The sequence below is a fragment of the Flavobacterium sp. N2550 genome (assembly GCF_025947265.1).
GTDB classification, from domain to species: Bacteria; Bacteroidota; Bacteroidia; order Flavobacteriales; family Flavobacteriaceae; genus Flavobacterium; species Flavobacterium endophyticum.
The window spans coordinates 3,558,487-3,577,400 of record NZ_CP110007.1 but is presented as its reverse complement, the minus strand read 5'-3'; the positions used below and the strand labels follow the sequence as shown (position 1 = coordinate 3,577,400).

At 37.5% G+C, this 18,914-nt stretch carries 21 protein-coding genes; 8 read left to right on the top strand and 13 right to left on the bottom strand.

Annotated elements, in window-relative coordinates:
• Nucleotides 1-3 precede the first annotated feature (3 nt).
• From OLM56_RS15930 to OLM56_RS15920, 3 genes are read right to left on the bottom strand one after another with little or no spacing between them, the layout of a single operon-like run.
• A complete protein-coding gene (locus OLM56_RS15930; protein WP_264527673.1) occupies nt 4-1,437 on the bottom strand; it encodes a CCA tRNA nucleotidyltransferase in 1,434 nt (477 codons plus the stop codon).
• Between the two features lie 57 nt (nt 1,438-1,494).
• The gene (locus OLM56_RS15925) at nt 1,495-2,055 is read right to left on the bottom strand and encodes an L-threonylcarbamoyladenylate synthase (RefSeq protein ID WP_182492392.1); all 561 of its coding nucleotides are present in this window, start codon (nt 2,053-2,055) and stop codon (nt 1,495-1,497) included.
• 3 nt (nt 2,056-2,058) lie between these two features.
• The gene (locus tag OLM56_RS15920) at nt 2,059-2,850 is read right to left on the bottom strand and encodes a glycosyltransferase family 2 protein (RefSeq protein WP_121374775.1); all 792 of its coding nucleotides are present in this window, start codon (nt 2,848-2,850) and stop codon (nt 2,059-2,061) included.
• 100 nt (nt 2,851-2,950) lie between these two features.
• Between OLM56_RS15920 and OLM56_RS15915 the strand changes: the two genes are divergently transcribed.
• Nucleotides 2,951-3,859 carry a hypothetical protein gene (locus OLM56_RS15915; protein ID WP_264527672.1) on the top strand — a complete coding sequence of 303 codons (909 nt, stop codon included), beginning with the start codon at nt 2,951-2,953 and terminating at the stop codon, nt 3,857-3,859.
• Here OLM56_RS15915 and OLM56_RS15910 read toward each other — a convergent pair.
• A complete protein-coding gene (locus tag OLM56_RS15910; RefSeq protein WP_264527671.1) occupies nt 3,854-4,954 on the bottom strand; it encodes a glycosyltransferase family 4 protein in 1,101 nt (366 codons plus the stop codon). The genes OLM56_RS15915 and OLM56_RS15910 overlap by 6 nt on opposite strands.
• 5 nt (nt 4,955-4,959) lie before the next feature.
• Complete coding sequence (locus OLM56_RS15905; protein WP_264527670.1) at nt 4,960-5,811, bottom strand: putative rhamnosyl transferase; 852 nt, start codon at nt 5,809-5,811, stop codon at nt 4,960-4,962.
• 110 nt (nt 5,812-5,921) lie between these two features.
• Here OLM56_RS15905 and OLM56_RS15900 point away from each other — a divergent pair, with 110 nt between their 5' ends.
• Together OLM56_RS15900 and OLM56_RS15895 are read left to right on the top strand one after the other, a co-directional pair.
• Complete coding sequence (locus OLM56_RS15900) at nt 5,922-6,680, top strand: lipopolysaccharide kinase InaA family protein (protein WP_264527669.1); 759 nt, start codon at nt 5,922-5,924, stop codon at nt 6,678-6,680.
• Between the two features lie 19 nt (nt 6,681-6,699).
• Entirely contained in the window at nt 6,700-7,512 is an 813-nt protein-coding gene (locus OLM56_RS15895) for a glycosyltransferase family 2 protein (protein WP_264527668.1), read from the top strand.
• Here OLM56_RS15895 and OLM56_RS15890 read toward each other — a convergent pair.
• Nucleotides 7,509-8,570: a glycosyltransferase family 9 protein gene (locus OLM56_RS15890; RefSeq protein WP_264527667.1), complete on the bottom strand. Its 1,062-nt coding sequence runs from the start codon at nt 8,568-8,570 to the stop codon at nt 7,509-7,511. The two genes, OLM56_RS15895 and OLM56_RS15890, sit on opposite strands and share 4 nt — an antisense overlap.
• A gap of 87 nt (nt 8,571-8,657) precedes the next feature.
• Entirely contained in the window at nt 8,658-9,473 is an 816-nt protein-coding gene (locus OLM56_RS15885) for a 2,3,4,5-tetrahydropyridine-2,6-dicarboxylate N-succinyltransferase (RefSeq protein WP_121374769.1), read from the bottom strand.
• A 205-nt stretch (nt 9,474-9,678) separates the two neighbouring features.
• Here OLM56_RS15885 and OLM56_RS15880 point away from each other — a divergent pair, with 205 nt between their 5' ends.
• From OLM56_RS15880 to OLM56_RS15870, 3 genes are all read left to right on the top strand, one after another.
• A complete protein-coding gene (locus OLM56_RS15880; protein ID WP_182492386.1) occupies nt 9,679-10,269 on the top strand; it encodes a hypothetical protein in 591 nt (196 codons plus the stop codon).
• Nucleotide 10,270: 1 nt separating this feature from the next.
• Entirely contained in the window at nt 10,271-10,687 is a 417-nt protein-coding gene (gene ruvX / locus OLM56_RS15875; protein ID WP_264527666.1) for a Holliday junction resolvase RuvX, read from the top strand.
• Nucleotides 10,688-10,792: 105 nt separating this feature from the next.
• Nucleotides 10,793-12,292 (top strand): malate:quinone oxidoreductase, encoded by a 1,500-nt coding sequence (locus OLM56_RS15870; protein ID WP_264527665.1) that lies wholly within the window; start codon nt 10,793-10,795, stop codon nt 12,290-12,292.
• Nucleotides 12,293-12,347: 55 nt separating this feature from the next.
• On the opposite strand, the gene OLM56_RS15865 is transcribed toward OLM56_RS15870, so the two are convergent.
• On the bottom strand, nt 12,348-14,570 hold the full coding sequence (locus OLM56_RS15865; RefSeq protein WP_264527664.1) for an FUSC family protein: 2,223 nt from the start codon (nt 14,568-14,570) through the stop codon (nt 12,348-12,350).
• 176 nt (nt 14,571-14,746) lie between these two features.
• Here OLM56_RS15865 and def point away from each other — a divergent pair, with 176 nt between their 5' ends.
• Complete coding sequence (gene def, locus OLM56_RS15860) at nt 14,747-15,334, top strand: peptide deformylase (RefSeq protein WP_121374764.1); 588 nt, start codon at nt 14,747-14,749, stop codon at nt 15,332-15,334.
• Between the two features lie 41 nt (nt 15,335-15,375).
• The gene (locus tag OLM56_RS15855) at nt 15,376-15,813 is read left to right on the top strand and encodes a DUF5606 domain-containing protein (RefSeq protein WP_121374763.1); all 438 of its coding nucleotides are present in this window, start codon (nt 15,376-15,378) and stop codon (nt 15,811-15,813) included.
• Between the two features lie 54 nt (nt 15,814-15,867).
• On the opposite strand, the gene OLM56_RS15850 is transcribed toward OLM56_RS15855, so the two are convergent.
• From OLM56_RS15850 to OLM56_RS15830, 5 genes are all read right to left on the bottom strand, one after another.
• Nucleotides 15,868-16,416, bottom strand: a complete 549-nt coding sequence (locus OLM56_RS15850; RefSeq protein ID WP_264527663.1) for a PepSY-associated TM helix domain-containing protein — start codon at nt 16,414-16,416, stop codon at nt 15,868-15,870.
• A gap of 95 nt (nt 16,417-16,511) precedes the next feature.
• The gene (locus tag OLM56_RS15845; protein WP_182492381.1) at nt 16,512-16,943 is read right to left on the bottom strand and encodes a VOC family protein; all 432 of its coding nucleotides are present in this window, start codon (nt 16,941-16,943) and stop codon (nt 16,512-16,514) included.
• A 35-nt stretch (nt 16,944-16,978) separates the two neighbouring features.
• Complete coding sequence (locus OLM56_RS15840; RefSeq protein WP_182492380.1) at nt 16,979-17,494, bottom strand: DUF6265 family protein; 516 nt, start codon at nt 17,492-17,494, stop codon at nt 16,979-16,981.
• A gap of 74 nt (nt 17,495-17,568) precedes the next feature.
• Nucleotides 17,569-18,378 (bottom strand): helix-turn-helix transcriptional regulator, encoded by an 810-nt coding sequence (locus tag OLM56_RS15835; protein ID WP_264527662.1) that lies wholly within the window; start codon nt 18,376-18,378, stop codon nt 17,569-17,571.
• A 2-nt stretch (nt 18,379-18,380) separates the two neighbouring features.
• Nucleotides 18,381-18,875, bottom strand: a complete 495-nt coding sequence (locus OLM56_RS15830) for an SRPBCC family protein (protein WP_264527661.1) — start codon at nt 18,873-18,875, stop codon at nt 18,381-18,383.
• Between the last annotated feature and the right edge of the window lie 39 nt (nt 18,876-18,914).

Sequence of the window (18,914 nt, the reverse complement as noted above, 5' to 3'; positions counted from 1 at the left end):
GCGCTATTTTGTTGTTTTTTGTAAGCCTAGCTTTGCCGCTCTTTTCAGCATGAATTCGTAAGCAGGCTGATATTCATTAGGAATTTCTCCTTCCAAAATAGCTTCTTTGATGGCTTCTTTAAGGATGCCTATTTCTCGCCCTGGTTTCAGGCCAAATGTTTCCATGATTTCTTCGCCAGAAATAGGAGGTTGGAATTGGCGGATATGGTCGCGTTCTTCAACTTCTACAATCTTTTGGCGTACAATTTTGAAATTATTATGGTATTTCTTGAATTTATTCGGGTTTTTTGTCGTGATATCGGCTTCGCACAACGTCATTAAGTCTTCAATGTCTTCACCAGCGTCAAAAACAAGCCTGCGTACGGCCGAATCGGTCACAATATCTTGAGACAAGACAATAGGACGCGAGCTCATCATGACCATTTTTGAAACGTATTTCATCTTATGGTTTAGCGGCATATGAAGTCTTTCGAATAATTTCTTGACCATTTTTCCACCCACAAATTCATGTCCGTGAAACGACCAGCCATTTTTTTTGTGATGGCGTTTCGTAGGTGCTTTTCCGATATCATGGAGCAGGGCAGACCAGCGCAGCCATACATCTTCAGTGTTTGGTGCAATGTTGTCTACTACTTCCAACGTATGGTAAAAATTGTCTTTATGGGTTTGACCTTCTGATTCATCAACGCCTTCTAAGGCTGTTAATTCTGGCAATATGATGTCGAGCAGTTTCGTCTTGTGCAGCAACAGAAAGCCAAGAGAAGGTTTATCAGTCATCAGAATCTTGTTGAGTTCATCAACGATTCGTTCGCCTGAAATGATTTTGATTCTTTCCTTGTTCCTTTCGATAGCCTTGAGCGATTCTTCCTCTATGTCAAAATTGAGCTGTGCTGCAAAGCGGATGGCACGCATCATACGAAGCGGATCATCAGAAAAAGTAATATCCGGATTGAGCGGCGTCTTGATGATTTTGGTTTCCAAGTCAGACAAGCCGTCGAACGGATCGATAAGTTCTCCAAAATTAGCTTCATTGAGTGACAGGGCTAATGCGTTTATTGTGAAATCCCTGCGATTTTGATCATCTTCAAGCGTTCCGTTTTCAACAATAGGATTTCTGCTGTCGAAATTATAGGATTCTTTGCGGGCACCGACAAACTCGATTTCGGTATCTTCAAAACGAAGCATTGCCGTTCCGTAGGTCTTGAAAACTTGGACTTTTGGCTTTCTCGGAAGCATTTCTGAAACTTTCAATGCCAGTTCGATACCGCTTCCAACGGCAACAATATCAATATCTTTCTTAAATTCTCTTTTTAGTAACAGATCTCTAACGAATCCGCCAATGACATAACTGTCGATGTTGAGTTCTTTGGAAGCCTGCGTGATTACATGAAATATTTTACTGTTTACTGCTTCTTTATATGAAGTTTTGTCTTTCATCAATTATGCTTAAAGTTCAGGGTTTAGAGTTGGAAACTATAAACGGGGAACGGAATATTATTTTCGGATTACTTTTACTTGGCTGTCAGCTGTCAGCTTGATAATAGCCGAAGGTTTTCCGGTCATCTTTTCCTGTTGCAAATTTACGACATAGTCGACGCCCTTTATAATCTCAGAGCTGATTTCTTTGAAATTTACAGGCGTTGGCATTCCGGAAATATTAGCCGAAGTCGATACCAGAGGTTTTTTCATACGCTCCAGCAGCTTATAGCAAAAAGGCTCTTTTATGATTCGCATACCTAGTGTTTTGTCAGGAGCAATCAGATTAGGAGCGATGTTCCTTGGATTATCTAAAATTAACGTAGTAGGTTTTTCAGACAAGTCTAAAATCTGCCAAGCTACTTCAGGTATATCCTTGAAAACATTGTAAATCATTTTCTCGCCATTCATCAGCACGATCATCGATTTTGTCTCTTCTCGTTGTTTTAGGGCATATATTTTTGCTACGGCTTCAGGATTGGTGGCATCACATCCAATTCCCCAGACAGTTTCTGTCGGATATAAAATGATGCCACCTTCTTTGATAACTTCGTAGGCTTTGTGAACCTCTTCGTTCATGTTTTAAGCTGTTTTTAGAATACCATTCGGTACAAATATTATTTTTTCTTTAAAAGCCTTTCTTAATAGCATTATGTTGAAATCGGCATTTTTTCGGCAGAGGATAGGATGGTACATGTGATACAGAATTGCTGAATAATAGACTCTTTTCCAGCCAATACCGTTGTTCATCAATCGCTGCGTCATTTCGGAATCTTCTGGTCCCCAGCCTACAAAATCTTCGTTGTATCCATTTATGGCCATGACATCTTTTTTGAAGAATCCCATGTTACAACCGTACGTTCCGTTAGATGATCCTGAAATATAGCGGTTCGTTCTGTTCCACATGAATCGAGCTCTTATCTGGTGTTTTACATTCCATTTTGTTTCTACGAAAATTTCATGGAGATTAGGCAGTCTTTTTCTTCTGACCAATCTTTTTGTAAGCCTTTCTCTCAGGTTTATTCGGTATCCCGAAATATAAAAACCTTCTTCGGCTTGGAGGCTGTAATCTAATATGAAATTTTTATCCAAAATGCAGTCTTGGTCTGTTGTTATGATAAAATCAGACTCCGACATCATGATGGATTTGTTCAGTATTTTGGCTCTTTGATAGCCAGTATCTTCATGCCAAGCGTGTTTCAGATTTTTGATTTTACTTTTGTACGAATTAATCAAATCTCTTGTTTCTTGTCTGGAACCATCATCAGCAATAATTACTTCATCCGGCTGTTTCTTTTGCCTGACAATGCTTTGCAAGGATAGTTCCAATGCTTCAGGCCAATTGTAAGTTGTGATAATTAAGCAAATTTTCATAGCGGCTTTTTTATGGCAAAATTAGCAATTAAAAATGATATAGCGATTCCTTACATTTGTGTCTTTCTTTTATTATAAACTTATAAAATTATTTAAATCCATGGGCTTAGCGAAATATTGGTATAAATACACCAACAAGAAGAAATACCGTAGCTTGAAAAATAAGCTGAACCAGGAGAAAAGGATAAAAAGATATAACCGTGATTATAGTTCTATTATTCAAGGTATTCTTCATAAAGTTCAGCATCAAAAAAACTTAAGCTTTAGGCATTCGGGGCATTTGGGCGATATTGTTTATTCTTTGCCTGTCATCAAAGAGCTTTCGAAAACCCATAACTGTACCTTATATATCAGAGCTGACAAGCCAATGACTTCTGAATATTATAAGCATCCGTCTGGGAACGTGATGCTCTCAAAAAAAATAATTTCTAAATTTTTGCCGTTGCTGCAAGAACAAGACTACTTGCGCCATGTCGCTTTTTGGGAAGACGAAGAAATAGATATTGATTTGGACTTGTTCAGAGATCTTCCGGTTGATTTCAGTTTCTTATCGTATCGATGGTATTTCCATATCGCAGGTGTTCAGCCCGACTTAAATCAAAAATATCTGGAAGTTGCAGATCATGCCACCATAAAAGATAAAGTTGTTATCGTAAGAAGCTTAAGAGCCCAGAACTATTTTGCAGATTACAGTTTTCTTTCTAAATATGACAACTTGCTTTTTATCGGAATCAGGGAAGAATATGAAGAGCTGAAAAAAATGGTGCCTAACCTCGAATTCTATGATGTAAAAGATTTTTATGAAATGGCACAGATTATCAAATCGTCTAAGTTTTTCTTAGGAAACCAGTCTTTTGCTTATGCGTTGGCAGACGGACTAAAGGTGCCAAGATTACTCGAAGCCAATCCTGAATTTCCGGTAGTGTATCCGATTGGAGAAAAAGCGTATGATTTTTATTTTCAAGAACATTTCGAGTTCTACTTCGACAAGCTGTATACTAATTTATAGGCTTTTGTAAAACTGATAATAGTTCTCTTTGATGACGTGGACATCGTGATTTTCTTGAACTAATCTGAATGCATTTTCGGTAATTCTTTTTGCAACTTCATTATCTGTCAAGACTTTCAAAGTGTATTCTGCCAAAGTTTTCGAATCTTTGATGTCGGTCAAAAAACCCGTTTCGTTGTTTTTAACAACTTCGCGGATGCCACCTGCATCGGTACTGACAACTGGAACTTTGCATGAAAATGCCTCATATACCGTCAAAGGAAGCCCTTCGGTTAAAGAAGTCAGAAGAAAGATATCAAACTCTGGAAGCAAATCCGGAACGTTATTCTGGTAGCCGGTAAAAATTAACGAATCTTCCAATCCTTTTGAGCGAGTATATTCATGAAGTTCATCCCATAAGACGCCAGTTCCGATAATTACAAATTTAATAGCTAGGCTTTCTGGCTTGGTTTCCAGAATGATTTTTGCTGTATCGATAAAAGTAAAAATGTCTTTCTGGTTCGATAATCCCGCAATATTTCCGACAATTTTCGTAGCATTGTCCATTCCATATTTCTGGTGAAGAAGATTTTGGCTTTTTCGATTTGCGAAAGAAGCAACATCAATAGCATCATAAATGGTGACCAGACGATCTTTGTCTGGAATGATGTGGTCAAAAATTGCCTCTACAGCTTTTGAAACCGAAATTATTTTTACGATTCGAGGATGGGAATATTTATATCGGTTTAGGAATTTGTCCTTGATACGATTGTTTCTCTTTCTGCTTAAGACTATCTTGATTGTGCTCGGTAAAAATTTAATAGCAATCAGCGTATAGGTCAAAGCGGTGGAATCATGAACGTGGATTATGTCGATATTTTCCTGTTTGCAGATTTTGATAATCGCATTGATGGTATTAAAAAAGCGGAATTTATTCTTTTTGTAAGTACGGCAGCCCATCTTTTCGATGCCGCACATTTTTGCCAAATCAGAATTTTGAGGACAGAGAATAAATTGTTTTAAGTCTTTTTTTTCCTGCAGAAGCTTATAAACAGTGTACATTTGCAAGTCACCGCCTCTCATGCCAACCATAGTTGTAACATTTAATATCCTCATCCAGATTATTTTATTTTATAAATACCTAAAGCTTTCTTTACTTTTTTGCTTAAGAGAACCAGTTTTACATATAGGCGATTTTTTAAGCTCAAAAACAGCCAATTTTTATGCGGAATCAATTCTCTCTCGATTAAGGTATTTATTTTTTCTGAGACTATGAAATCTTTATTAATATTTGTCCACTTTACATTGTCATAGCCATCGAATTCATTCACTTTATTTTTTTCGTGAATGATTGACATCCATAAGCGTTTGTTGGTAATCTGGGTAATTCTGGTTTCTTTCTTCCAAAGCGTGTGGTCGTTGAACCAAACTGTTTTTGGTTCTTCATTTTTTTCAATGAGGCTGATGAACGGATTGAAAATATGTTCTTTTTTTCCTAATATAAAACGAGGCTTTACTTGAAGCGAATAGCCTTTTATAATATCGACAGCTTCGTAGTCCTGCGACTTGAATTTATGCTGTACTTCGTTAATGAAATTTTTGTGGATGCAGTCGTCGTTGTCAATTCTTGAAGTAATCAGAAAAGGAATACCTTTTGAGTCTTCAGAAATAAATTGTTGAATTGACGGATAAAATTCAGGCATGCCGTTAATATAAAAAGCCTTGATATTCGCATGATTCGAAATCAGGTCAGCAATAGCCTTTTTGTATTTTTCAGGCGTAGTAGTATCAAAAAATAAAAGCCAATTAAAATTTTTGTTGGTTTGAGCCGCAACAGAAGGAAAGCAAAAGTTCTCAAAGAGCCACATTCTGTCTTCCATCCATTCATCCGTCAGCAAGGTTTCGTTATTTTTAGTAACGTCCCATTCTGGATTTTTCAGATTAAACCTAGTAATAAGATAGTGTTTAAACATTTATCAGATTCTAATTTACTTTTCAGCAATTTTTTTGTAAATTTAAATTAAATATTTGAACTCTAAAATCGAAAATGGTTACTTTTGTGAACAAAATAAGAAAACCATAGATGCACGAAGTTTACAATCCAAAATTCTTATACCAGAAAGAAGCAATAAAAGACTGTATTGCTAATTTTGAGGCTAAAGGTATTTTGTTTGTTGATGGAAAGCGCAATAAGATTAGGCTTTTTGAGATAGAGGGTATCACGCTGAATGTGAAATCTTTCAAGATTCCTAACTTCATCAATCAGGTTGCTTACAAATTCTTCAGACGTTCTAAAGCACGCCGTTCTTTTGAATTTGCAAACATACTTTTGGAAAAAGGAATTGGCACTCCGCAGCCAATCGCTTATTTTGAAAATTTTAAAAATGTTCTTTACGACAGCTATTACATCAGCGAGCAATTGGAAGCTGATCTGACATTTAGAGAACTGACTACCGATTTGAATTATCCTGATCATGAAATGATTCTTCGTCAATTCACCCAGTTTTCGTTCAACTTGCATGAAAACGGAATCGAATTTTTAGATCATACGCCAGGAAATACATTGATTAAGAAAAGAACCGAAGGAAAATACGATTTCTTCTTGGTAGACCTAAACAGAATGCAGTTCCATAAGTCGATGACCTTGAAACAGCGCATCGTCAATCTTTCAAAACTGACACCTAAAAGAGAACTGGTCGAAGTGATGAGCGATGAATACGCTAAGCTGTATGGAAAGTCTTATGAAGAAATACTGGAAATGATGATTGCCGAAACAGAATCTTTCAGAAACAGGTTCTACAGAAAAAAACGCATCAAGAAAAGACTGCTGTTCTGGAAATAATATTTCTTACCAATTGACTATGAAAGCATCCGTAATAATGAGTACCTATAATGCCGAAGAATGGCTTGAAAAAGTCATATGGGGATTTAGCGTGCAGACTGAACTTGATTTTGAAATCATTATTGCCGATGACGGGTCCAAACCAAAAACTAAGGAATTGCTTGATACCTTGAGACCGCAAATTTCGATGCCGCTTATCCATGTATGGCAAGAAGACAACGGTTTCCAAAAATCACAAATCTTAAATAAAGCGATCGTTGCTTCTAATTCCGACTATCTTATTTTTACCGATGGCGATTGTATTCCGCGTAAAGATTTTGTAGAAACTCATCTTCGTTATAGAGAAAGAGGCTATTTTCTTTCGGGAGGCTACTTTATGCTCCCGATGAATATTTCGCAAGCCATCACCAAGAATCATATCTTGCACCAAAACTGTTTTGATGTGAAATGGCTTGTCGGGCGAGGCTTGAAAAAATCATTCAAGAACACAAAATTATCCGCTACAGGTTTCTGGGCTCGATTCTTAAATTTTATTACGCCTACAAAAGCGACTTGGAACGGACATAATGCTTCGGGCTGGAAAGATGATTTGGTTGCCATTAACGGCTTCAACCAAGAAATGCAGTATGGCGGACAGGATCGCGAGTTGGGCGAACGGCTTTTTAATAAAGGGTTGAAGTCAAAACAAATTCGCTACAGCGCTATCGTCATCCATTTAGACCATGCACGAGGTTACGTGAATGAGGCAACTTGGAAAAAAAACTTTGCTATTCGCGAAAACACGAGGAAAAACAAGGTAGTAAAAACGCCAATCGGAATCGATTCCAACTAATTTTTTTCTAAATAACTCTCAAGCTCTGGAATAATCAGTTCTGGAATAAAAGCCTCATACAATTGCATAGCTTGGTCTTTCATCTCTTTAGCCGATTTTTTTCCATATAATTCAGGTTTCAAATCTTTTAGATGTACGGACACATTATCTGAGCCATCTTCGAAAGCATTCCATGCTTCCTTTTTGATCCACGTAGAAAAAATCGTAAAAGTCGGTTTGTAAAGTGCTTTTGCCATATTTACAGCGCCGCCTTCGTTGCCAATCAAAGCGTTGCAATGATAGGTAATCGATAAGAACTCACGGATGCTTCCCGGAACAATATCAATCTTGATGTTTTTTTGAGTTTCCGGTTGGCATAGCTCGAATATTTGTTGTGCCTCTTTAGATTGTGATGGCATATAATTGAATAGGAGCGTAGCATCAGTTTTTGCCACTATCGCATCTAGAATTTTTGCCATATAAGGGAAAGGATACGTCTTATTATTACCGCTGCCCATAACTCCAATCATGTAGACTTTCTTTGAAAAATCGATATTGTTTTTTGTTAATATCTCTTTGCCATTTTTGATTTCTTCTTCTGTCAAAAAGATTTTAGGACGGTTATCGAAAGGAATTTTTGAAGAAAAAGGTTCCAGCAACAACATTCGGTTTTCTATGGCCAGACCTGCCGAAGTTTTGGGTTTAGAAAGCGCTCTAAAAGTATCTGTATATAAAAAGTTGGTATAGGATTTCCGGAAGCCTATTTTCTTTTTGGCGCCAGACATTCCTACGACCAGATTGCTTTCCAGCTTTCCGTAAGCATCGATTACAATATCATATTTAGTCTTTCTGATTGAAACCAAAAAATGCAACAACGCCTTTTTGCTCTTGCGAAATTCCTCCTTGAAAAGTAGTAGATTGTCAATATTCGGATTATTTTCTACCACGGGCTTTGTAAACGGATAAATCAGATAATCGATCTGCGCATCAGGATAGGCCTCTTTCAAATTATTGCATAGGATTGAACTGGCCAAAACATCGCCGATCATTTTCTGCTGAATCACAAGTATCTTTTTCATCGTTACATAAATTATGAATTACGAATTAAGAATTACGAAAGCACAATGCGAATTCGTAAATCATAATTCGTAATTCCAAACTCATAATTATACCGCAACATCGTATTCTCTTAACGCATTGTTTAGAGAAGTTTTCAAGTCGGTCGAAGGCTTTCTTTTTCCGATAATCAAGGCACAAGGAACTTGAAATTCCCCTGCTGCAAATTTTTTAGTATAGCTTCCCGGAATCACGACAGATCGGGCAGGAACAACACCTTTCATCTCTACAGGCTCGTCACCAGTCACATCGATAATTTTTGTAGAGGCTGTCAGGCAGACGTTGGCACCAAGGACCGCTTCCGTTTCAACACGCACCCCCTCAACTACGATACATCTAGAGCCAATAAAAGCACCATCTTCAATAATTACAGGAGCGGCCTGTAAAGGTTCTAAAACACCGCCGATTCCAACGCCGCCGCTCAAATGCACATTTTTTCCTATTTGTGCGCAGCTTCCAACGGTTGCCCAAGTGTCTACCATGGTTCCTTCATCAACATAAGCACCAATATTTACATAGCTTGGCATCAAAATTACACCGCTGGAGATATAAGCTCCGTGGCGGGCTACTGCATTGGGAACAACACGGATTCCTTTTTCAGCATAGCCTCTTTTTAACGGCATCTTGTCGTGATATTCAAAAATTCCTGCCTCAAGAGTTTCCATCTTTTGGATAGGAAAATACATTACTACTGCTTTTTTTACCCATTCGTTAACCTGCCAACCGTTTTCTATAGGTTCGGCAACACGAAGCTTGCCGCTATCCAGAAGTTCGATAACTTCACGGATTGCTGTTGTTGTTTTTTCTTCTTGCAGCAGCGCTCGGTTTTCCCATGCCTGCTCTATAATAGTCTGCAAAGTGCTCATAAAATTTGATTTTCAACAAAGATATGTTTTTTTGGATTTATGATTTTCGATTTGAGAAGTAAGATTTTTCTAAAGTCCAGCAATACTACAAAAGCTTGGTAAGATTAGTCAAGATTTGCGTAAGCTTACTAAAAAGCAATTGTTTTTTCGATGCTTTTGAGATTGGGAAAATAAAAATGTAATTTTGAAGCAATTAATTTATTTTATGAAGAATACAATTCTTTTGCTAGTTGCTTTTGCAGTTATTTCTTGTAAAAAACAACAATCTGTTGATGAAGAAAACAATAATTATAGGCTGGAATTAAATAAAAAAATAACTCCTAACAAGCCTTTTTTTGATTTTGATGAAGTTACACATTATCAAATTTCGATCTCTGAGAAGGACTTTTTAGATTTAGTCCATGTAGATAGTGTTTCAGAAGAAGGTAAACTACTTTCCTGTTTATTAGAAGACCCTTGTCCTATAACCCAAGAGGAGAAAGTAAAATTTGAAAAAGCTATTAAATCTGTAGATAAACAGGAAAATGTTATTAATCCCAAATATTATAATGAATTAAGAAATAAAATTTTTACAGAAAAAAAATGTAAGGAGAGTTGGGCTTATGCTTGTGCGCCTCTCTATAGAGATATTTTTATTTTTAAAAAAAATAAAATGGAAACTGGAATGGCAAAAATTTGCTTCGAATGCCAATTGTTTAGTTTTTCAAATGAACAGGCAGTCACAGATTGTTTTAATATGAATGGTGAATTGGGTAGGCTTAAAAAAATAATTTTAGAAAATAAAAAAAAGAACTAAAATGCCAAGAATTCTAGCCATAGACTACGGACAAAAACGCACAGGAATTGCTGTAACCGACGAGATGCAGATTATCGCTTCTGGACTGACTACGGTTCCTTCGGAAACTGCTATCGCTTTTCTGAAAGATTATTTTGCAAAAGAAAAAGTAGAAAGAGTGCTGATTGGCGAACCGAAACAAATGGATTATACGCCATCGGAAAGCACAAAAATTATAGAAGCATTTGTAGAAAAATTCAAAATTAATTTTCCAGACCTTCCAATCGAAAGGGTCGATGAGCGGTTTACATCAAAAATGGCATTCCAGACCATGATTGATAGTGGGCTCAAAAAAAAGCAACGGCAAAATAAAGCACTAATTGATGAAATTTCGGCAACAATAATGCTTCAAGATTACTTATCTAGAAAAAAAATCTAGATTTTATTTTTATTTTGTCAAAAATCCTATTTCCTATTTAAATTTAGTATAAATAACAGAATTTTTGCATCTTTCAAAGTATCTTTGCACGACAAAAATTTTGTGATGACAACTACAACTTTACAAACCGAAACGGATGTGGTTTTAATCGGCGCCGGAATCATGAGCGCTACTTTAGGCTTGCTGCTTAAAGAACTGAATCCCAATATTAAAATTGAAATTTACGAGAGGCTTGATATGGCTGCTGCCGAAAGCTCCGACGCATGGAATAATGCCGGGACGGGCCATTCTGCTTTTTGCGAATTAAACTATACGCCTCAACTTCCTAATGGAGAGATCGAGACTAAAAAAGCGGTAAAAATTGCCGAATCTTTTGAAGTTTCAAAACAATTTTGGGCCTATCTGGTAGAGAAAAATCTGATTTCTAATCCTGAAAACTTTATCAAGAGTATTCCACACATGAGTTTTGTATGGGGCGAAGAAAATGTAGATTTCTTGAAGAAACGATACGATGCCTTGCAACAATACAGCCTTTTCAAAGGGATGGAGTATTCTGAAGACCGAGAAGTAATCCAGTCTTGGATGCCTTTGGTCATGGAAGGTCGAAATCCAAAATCTTTAATCGCTGCAACTTCGATGAAAATCGGAACCGATGTGAATTTTGGAGAGCTGACCCGAAATATCTTTAATTATCTAAAAACTCTCGATGGCGTGAATATGCATTTCCATCATGAGGTAAGAAGCTTGAAAAAAAGAAATAATGGAGGATGGGAATTGAAAATAAAAGATCTCGAAAAAAGCGACAAGACCAAAGTAAAAACCCGATTTGTTTTTATCGGAGCCGGAGGTGGATCACTGCCATTGCTTGAAAAAGCAGGCATTCCGGAAGGAGATGGTTTTGGCGGCTTCCCTGTAAGCGGACAATGGCTTAAGTGCGTAAACGAAGAAATAATCGCGAAGCATAACGCTAAAGTATATGGCAAAGCTTCTGTAGGTGCGCCACCAATGTCGGTACCGCACATCGATTCTAGAATGATTGACGGTAAAAAAGCATTATTGTTTGGTCCGTATGCCGGATTTTCGACCAAATTTCTGAAAAACGGGTCCTATTTAGATCTGCCGCTTTCGATTAAAACAAACAACCTGATACCAATGCTTTCTGCAGGATTTCATAATCTGCCGCTGACCAAATATTTGATCGACCAAGTGCGCCAATCTCCTGAAGACAGGCTTCAAGCATTAAAAGAATACTTGCCGGATGCAAAGATGGAAGACTGGGTTTTGGAAACTGCCGGACAGCGAGTCCAAGTTATCAAAAAAGGGGAGAATGGCGGTGGTGTTTTAGAATTCGGGACAGAAGTTGTAACGGCTGGCGACGGTTCTTTAGCCGTATTATTAGGCGCTTCTCCGGGAGCTTCTACTGCTGTTTCAATTATGCTGGACCTGATTCAGAGATGTTTTACAGAACATGAAAAAACAACAGAATGGCAAGACAAGCTAAAAGCAATGATTCCTTCTTACGGAATTTCGCTCAATGAAAATGAGGCATTGCTTAAACAAGTAAGAGAACATTCTGCGCAAGTTTTAAAATTAGATACGCTTTAAATTGTAAAAAAAATATATAAAAAAGCCCGAAATTCTTACGAGTTTCGGGCTTTTGCTATTTTGTCTGATGTAATTGCTTAGACGCTTTTACAATACTTTCCGAAAGATTTGTCAGCCATACCAGTTGCTCGATAACCAACTGTGCTTCCTGCATTTTAAGCTGGAATTCGTCATCTTCAGAAAGATGCGCTTCTTTTAATTCTTTGGCGCGCATATTCTTCAATTCCGTGAAACGCATGGCTAAGTCCTCGTTAGTGTCACTGTTTGCCATCTTTTCTGTAATTTCCAAATCGGCAAAAGTTATGGCATAATTCAGGTTTTTTATTACAGTCTGTACCACGACATTAAATGCTTCGGAAGCTTTAGATGTTTTGTGTGTCTGTATGTAAGTCCCCAAAGAAGCCAAAGACGAAAGCAACGTATGGTTCAAGACAGCTAGCTTATATACCTGCTGTACTTGTCTTTGTTTCGATTTTGGCTCTTGCGTCATACGCTGGAAAGAAGCCATCAAGTTTCCGATTTCGATAAAAGCATTTTTCCTGGCAATTCTGTAAGATGTCGTCACATCGCCTTTGTTGTTGTAAAAAAGCGAAATTTCGTTGAGATAATCGCGGTTGGCCTCAATCGACTTCTTGATGTAAATTGGCTGGCTCATGAATTCCCACGAAGGCCAGAAAAAGTAATTCGCCAAGAAAGCCAGTCCGGCTCCAACAACAGTATCTAAAATTCGATATTGGATAACATCGTTAATGTTTGGTGTAATGATTCCGTATACAAAAACCACATAAATCGTCACGAAAGTAGCGCCTATCTTATAATTGATCGAAGTAAACGTAAAGCCTAAAATCATTGCTGTGATGGCCAAGGCTCCAATGATAATATGGTTTTGCACGAACAATAATACAGCAAAAGCAATAAGTCCGCCCGCTACAGTACCAATTATCCTATGGAAAGAACGTTCTTTTGTCAGTCCGTAGCCTGGACGCATAATCACGACAATCGTCAGCAAAATCCAGTATACATTTTGAAACGGAAATAAACTTCCAATCAAGAACGCAATCATGATAGTGGATGTCAGTCGCAGTGAATGGCGGAAGATAGTTGACGAAAAACTCAAGTTTTCTCGTAAAGTACTCCACGGATAATACTGAGGAGTCAAGAGTTTGTCCAGATTCTTGTCCCTTCCTTTATAATCATTGCTGTTGAAATTCGGCATAAAAGCACGCTCGACAATCTTGATTTTCTCGATCTGCTTTTCGGCATAATGGAGCATATTCGAAAGCATCCACACGCCTTCAGAAGCTTTTTCTTTTCCTAATTCCTGCTCGTAATCTGAAATGACTTTCTCGAGTGCTTCCAAATCTTTTAGAAGCGAATGCTTCGGAATGTATTTTTTATGACTTTCTATGCTTTTGAAAATAGCTTTCAGTGATGAGGCAAGATTGTACGCCAAATTTTGGTAAGTTGCCAAGACTTTCGGATGGTCTGCAAATTTTTGATGCAGCTTATTATGGTCGAAAGAGGTTGACAAAGCAAGCTCTAAAATCTCCATCAAAGAGATAAAAACCAAGGTCATCTTTCGCGTTTGGTCAGACGTACCGTTAGAATTACTTCGGTTACGAATCAGAATCTCACGCAAGTTTTCATGAATGGTATTCAATTCGACCTGCAGATACAATTGTTTTTCGATAATCTTTTCGCGTGGAGAATCTACTTTCCATAAATCGCCGCGAAGCTTCATGTATTTTGAAGTGAGGCGTATGCATTCCGCAATCTGCAATTCGGCATAACGGTGTGGCCTGATATAATTAAAAGTCAATGATATGGCAAGGTAGAACAAGCCGCCTACAAGCATCAATCCTGAATATTGTAGCATTTCCCATCCTTCGTGTATGTGCCCGAAAGCCAAACAAATAGACAACAGCGCAGAAAACGAAACTTGTGTCGCACGCTGGCCATACACCGAAATCATAGAGAAAAAGAAAATCATGACCGCAATGGCAGGATACAATATCCACGGCAGCGGATACAGGAGATTGACAAGCAGGTTGTTTCCGGCTACGATTAACGCAGCGACCAAAATACCGTTTATTCGATGTTTCCTGTTACTTGGAATATCGCTCGGGTAGGTCAAAAAAGCCCCGAGGGCAATATTAAATCCTATCTGGAAATTTCCGGTATAAGAAAATAAAAGTACAGGAATAGCTGATGCCAAAGTTACTTTTAAGGCATTGGAAAAATTGGTGCTGTCGGTAAAATTTCGGACTTTCTGAATCATTGCGAAGCGGTTACTAGCAAAGATAGGAATTGATAAACATTTTCGGAATTAAAAAAATAAAGATTTAACGCTTTCGATGTTACTAAAAGATTACCATCTATTATCTTTTTTCACTATTTTTGCCCTCTGAATTTTGCAGAAACCCTGCTAATTCTTTATAATTCAATACAAAAGAAATGATTTTACCAATTATAGGATACGGTGATCCGGTTTTAAGGAAAGTAGGAGAGGAAGTACCAAGCGATTATCCTAACCTAAAGCAAGTGGTTGCTGATATGTATGATACTATGTATAATGCTTATGGAGTCGGTCTTGCAGCGCCGCAGGTAGGCCTTAGCTTGCGTCTGTTTGTTATTGATACTTCTCCGTTTGCGGATGATGAGGATTTAGATGCTGAAGAACAAGAACAACTAAAAAACTTCAAGATGACTTTCATCAATCCAAAAATGCTGAAAGAAGAAGGAGAAGAATGGGGCTTTAACGAAGGTTGTCTAAGTATTCCTGAAGTACGTGAAGACGTGTACAGAAATGAAAAAATCACAATTGAATTTTTTGATGATGATTTCAATAAAAGAACAGAAGAATACGATGGTTTGATTGCTAGAGTAATCCAACACGAATACGACCATATTGAAGGAATTTTATTCACGGATAAAATATCTTCGCTAAAAAAACAGTTAATAAAGAAAAAACTTCAAAACATCATGGATGGAAAAACGCGTCCGGATTACAAAATGAAGTTTGTTGCCAAAAAAGGCAGATAACACGAACATAAATTAATTTCAATTATAAAAATATCTTTAAAATGAATTTAGAAAAAATATTAGCCATTTCTGGCAAACCAGGTTTATACGCTTTAAAGCTTCAAACTCGTACGGGATTTGTTGCAGAATCTTTGCTTGACGGAAAGAAAATTACTGTCGGTTTAAGAAGTAATGTGAGCCTTCTTTCAGAAATCTCTATGTATACCTACGATCAAGAAAAACCATTGGCTGAAGTAATGAGAGCTATTGCAGTAAAAGAAGACAATGGTCCTGCTATATCACACAAAGAAGACAATGCAAAATTAGCCGCTTATTTCTTGGAAATTTTGCCAGATTATGATCAAGACAGAGTATATCCGTCAGATATCAAAAAAGTATTGAACTGGTACAATATGCTTCAGGCTAAAGGTTTGGTTTCAAAAGAAGCTCCAGCTCCAAAAGCGAAAGAAGAAGTTCCGGCAGAAGAAAATTCAAAGTAATATTCTCCTAAAACATAAAAAAACCTCGTTTAGCAATAAACGAGGTTTTTTATTTTAGCTCAATAAGAACAAAAAGAGCAGTGGAAAGACGACGCCTGCAATGGCTAATTTCCAGCCTCTTTGCTTGAACGTGAATTTTCCATACGGAATCATCAATGCTCCTGTTACTGCAATTAGGATTAATGAAATTCCAAAAATGTCTGAATAGTAGATCCACCATTCCGAAGTGTTTTTATGCAGCTTCATGGCTTGGCTAATGATAGGCGTTTTCTTGAAAGTGACAATTTCTCCTTTTCCAGAAGCCATATCGATTTCTACGTCGTGGTTTTCGAAAGAAATTTTGAATGTTCCTTTTTTTATGGAGTGACGCCTGATTTTGTCGTCGATTCCGAATTCTTTGCCTAACGATTCGGCATATTTCTCGCTGATGAGTTCTTCCGACGGTAATTTTACTTCAATCGATTTTGTTTCAATCGTATATTTTTCAGGATGCCAGCTTTCTCGGTGGTTCATCAGGATGCCCGAAAAGGCAAAAGAAATAATCAATCCGATATAGAAATAGCCTAAGTCGCGGTGCAGTCCTCTTATTTTTTGTTGCTTCATGGTAGTTTTTAAAAAAGATGCCGCAAATATACTTTACTTTTCTAAAGTGCTAGGCAAAAAAAAGCCCCGTTTTAAACGAGGCTCTGTATCTTAATTTATTTCTGTTCATAATCATAATTCACCATCCAAAGGATACCAAATTTGTCTATGAACATGCCGAAAAAGGCACCCCAGAAAGTTTTTTCTAGCGGCATAGTTACTTTCCCGCCATTAGAAAGTCCGTCGAAAAGTTTTTGAGCTTCCGCTTCGCTTTCTGTATTGATAGAAACTGAAAAATTGGTTCCTGCAATAGCTGCTTGCTGTCCGAAAGCTTCGCTTGTGTCGCTTCCCATCAATACAGTTTCTTTGCTGATAGGCAGTGAAACGTGCATGATTAATTCTCCTGTTCCATCAGGAAGCGGCTGTTCTGAAGGCATGTCTTTGAATTTTCCGATATATGAAAATTCGCCACCAAATACAGATTTGTAAAATAGAAACGCTGCTTCGCAGTCTCCATTAAAAGTAAGATAAGGATTTACTTGTGCCATTTTTGATTGTTTTATTGTTTTGTTCGTTTGTAAAGCTATTGAACTTTTTTCATAGGAAATTGCTCTGCTTTTGCTTTTCCGTCTTTCATTCCAGAAATTTCTGCTACAAGGCTGTCATTTGTAATCTTGTTATAGGTGATTTTATTTGGATAATCGTGTTTAGTGTTTTCAAAAATCAACTGTTTGTCAGAAGAAGAAGTCAGGGCAAAGTCGACAGGCTTTTCATCGTTTTGGCCTTTTACCGAAACTTCATAAACCAGCTGGTTTTCTTTCTGCCACAATCGTACGCTTTCAGCAAAGACAGTGTCTTTTCCGATGACGAAGTAGCTTTCTCCGTGAAAAGTAGAATCGTTTTCTTTGGTCCAGATTTCAGACATATTGCCTTCTTTAGAACTGTTTTCCCAACGTCCCAAGAACCAGTTTGCCTTTTGGATTTCAGCAAAGCTTTTTGGTGTAGGTTCAACAGGAGGCAGTTTTGCATCGTGTGCTTCTTTACAAGAAACAGCAGAAATTGCTGCCAAGATAGCTATTGCATAAAAAGTTGTTTTCATAATGTTCTGTTTTTGTTTGTATGCAAATATGGGGAAATAGGCATGGATAAAAATTGTAAAAAAGCGACTTGGACTTATTCTAAGTTGAAATATTTTGCCATTTCCAGATTTTCAGAGAAATATTGCTTCGGATTTAGTCCCGTAAAGTACTTGAAATCTTTGATAAAATGGGCTTGGTCATAAAAACCGCCGTCGTGTGCGACATTAGTAAAATTTCTAAAATCTTTATTTTCAATCAGCTGTAAGGCATTATTAAATCGAATAATTCTGGAGAATAATTTCAAACTTAATCCGACGTTGGAAAGAAATTTTCGTTCCAGATGTCGCTTTCCTATATTCAGGTCTTCGGTTAGTTTTTCTATAGAAATCATTCCGTCTGATTGGATGATTTCTTCAACACAGCGTTCGATGTCGTCATTGTTAGGAGCATTTTCGAGTCTGCTTTCAAGAAAGTTTTCGATTACGGTAATGCGCTCGTCATTGCTTTGGCAACGGTTCATGTCTTCTTCTAAAAGACTTCCTTCTTTCCAGATTTTTGAAACCTCCATGAAGACTTCGGTCAGGTTGCTGACAGGAAGATCAATAAAAGGCTGCAATCCAGCAGGCTGGAATCGGATGCTGAAAATCCCCACTTTTCCTCTTCCTTGTACTTCGATAAATTTTTTGAGCTGTCCGTGAATAAAGCTTTTCGGCTGTACTTCGGCCTCACCTTTAGGATTATAGGTAACAAATAAGTCGCCATGATTAAAAATCAGCTCGATACACCCATCAGGAAAAATCCGTTCTCTAGAATGAGGCGTAGAATCTTCCAGGTTGTCGAGACTCCAATAACAGCGAATGTATTTCGAAAGCCTATCGTTTGGCGAATAAAGTTGATAGTCCATCCCTAATTATTTACCATAGGAAATGTGTTTTCATCCTTGTTTCTTAAATCGAGTCCGCCTTCATAAACCGATTTTAGATTAACCAGATAAAAGCTCCAGCCAGTGTGACAGCCCAAGCGGATATCTCTTTTTGAGCCTTCGTCGGTCGGGATGTTTTTCTGGGTCAGTTCCACAATAATATAATCATTTTCTTGAGAAAGTTTTATGTCGACAAGACAATTTCCGGCAAACGTAAATTGCACGAAATCGCTACCATTAGCTTCTGTAATTTTTCCCTTTTCAACATCCTCATATAAAAACCATCGCCATTCATAAGAAAAACCTTTAGCTACAGCGCTGTCAGCATGAATCTTTTTTCCGTCTAAATCAAAGAAAGAAGCGTTGCTTAGAAACCATTTTTCTATCTCAGAACTTTTTGTCCAAGCATCATAAAGCTTTGAAATGCTTGATTTTACTGCAATTTTTCTTGTAAATTTTGTCCAGTCGAAATTTTCCATAATCAAAGTTTTTATTTCAAAAGTAAGTAAAAAATCTCA

Coding starts and splice junctions, on each gene's coding strand:
- OLM56_RS15910 (WP_264527671.1), bottom strand. CDS start 4,954: ATGAGGATATTAAATGTTACAACTATGGTTGGCATGAGAGGCGGTGAC.
- OLM56_RS15840 (WP_182492380.1), bottom strand. CDS start 17,494: ATGAAAACAACTTTTTATGCAATAGCTATCTTGGCAGCAATTTCTGCT.
- def (WP_121374764.1), top strand. CDS start 14,747: ATGATTTTACCAATTATAGGATACGGTGATCCGGTTTTAAGGAAAGTA.
- OLM56_RS15885 (WP_121374769.1), bottom strand. CDS start 9,473: ATGAGCACTTTGCAGACTATTATAGAGCAGGCATGGGAAAACCGAGCG.
- OLM56_RS15865 (WP_264527664.1), bottom strand. CDS start 14,570: ATGATTCAGAAAGTCCGAAATTTTACCGACAGCACCAATTTTTCCAAT.
- OLM56_RS15920 (WP_121374775.1), bottom strand. CDS start 2,850: ATGAAAATTTGCTTAATTATCACAACTTACAATTGGCCTGAAGCATTG.
- OLM56_RS15905 (WP_264527670.1), bottom strand. CDS start 5,811: ATGTTTAAACACTATCTTATTACTAGGTTTAATCTGAAAAATCCAGAA.
- OLM56_RS15900 (WP_264527669.1), top strand. CDS start 5,922: ATGCACGAAGTTTACAATCCAAAATTCTTATACCAGAAAGAAGCAATA.
- OLM56_RS15930 (WP_264527673.1), bottom strand. CDS start 1,437: ATGAAAGACAAAACTTCATATAAAGAAGCAGTAAACAGTAAAATATTT.
- OLM56_RS15925 (WP_182492392.1), bottom strand. CDS start 2,055: ATGAACGAAGAGGTTCACAAAGCCTACGAAGTTATCAAAGAAGGTGGC.
- OLM56_RS15895 (WP_264527668.1), top strand. CDS start 6,700: ATGAAAGCATCCGTAATAATGAGTACCTATAATGCCGAAGAATGGCTT.
- ruvX (WP_264527666.1), top strand. CDS start 10,271: ATGCCAAGAATTCTAGCCATAGACTACGGACAAAAACGCACAGGAATT.
- OLM56_RS15855 (WP_121374763.1), top strand. CDS start 15,376: ATGAATTTAGAAAAAATATTAGCCATTTCTGGCAAACCAGGTTTATAC.
- OLM56_RS15850 (WP_264527663.1), bottom strand. CDS start 16,416: ATGAAGCAACAAAAAATAAGAGGACTGCACCGCGACTTAGGCTATTTC.
- OLM56_RS15890 (WP_264527667.1), bottom strand. CDS start 8,570: ATGAAAAAGATACTTGTGATTCAGCAGAAAATGATCGGCGATGTTTTG.
- OLM56_RS15845 (WP_182492381.1), bottom strand. CDS start 16,943: ATGGCACAAGTAAATCCTTATCTTACTTTTAATGGAGACTGCGAAGCA.
- OLM56_RS15835 (WP_264527662.1), bottom strand. CDS start 18,378: ATGGACTATCAACTTTATTCGCCAAACGATAGGCTTTCGAAATACATT.
- OLM56_RS15830 (WP_264527661.1), bottom strand. CDS start 18,875: ATGGAAAATTTCGACTGGACAAAATTTACAAGAAAAATTGCAGTAAAA.
- OLM56_RS15880 (WP_182492386.1), top strand. CDS start 9,679: ATGAAGAATACAATTCTTTTGCTAGTTGCTTTTGCAGTTATTTCTTGT.
- OLM56_RS15915 (WP_264527672.1), top strand. CDS start 2,951: ATGGGCTTAGCGAAATATTGGTATAAATACACCAACAAGAAGAAATAC.
- OLM56_RS15870 (WP_264527665.1), top strand. CDS start 10,793: ATGACAACTACAACTTTACAAACCGAAACGGATGTGGTTTTAATCGGC.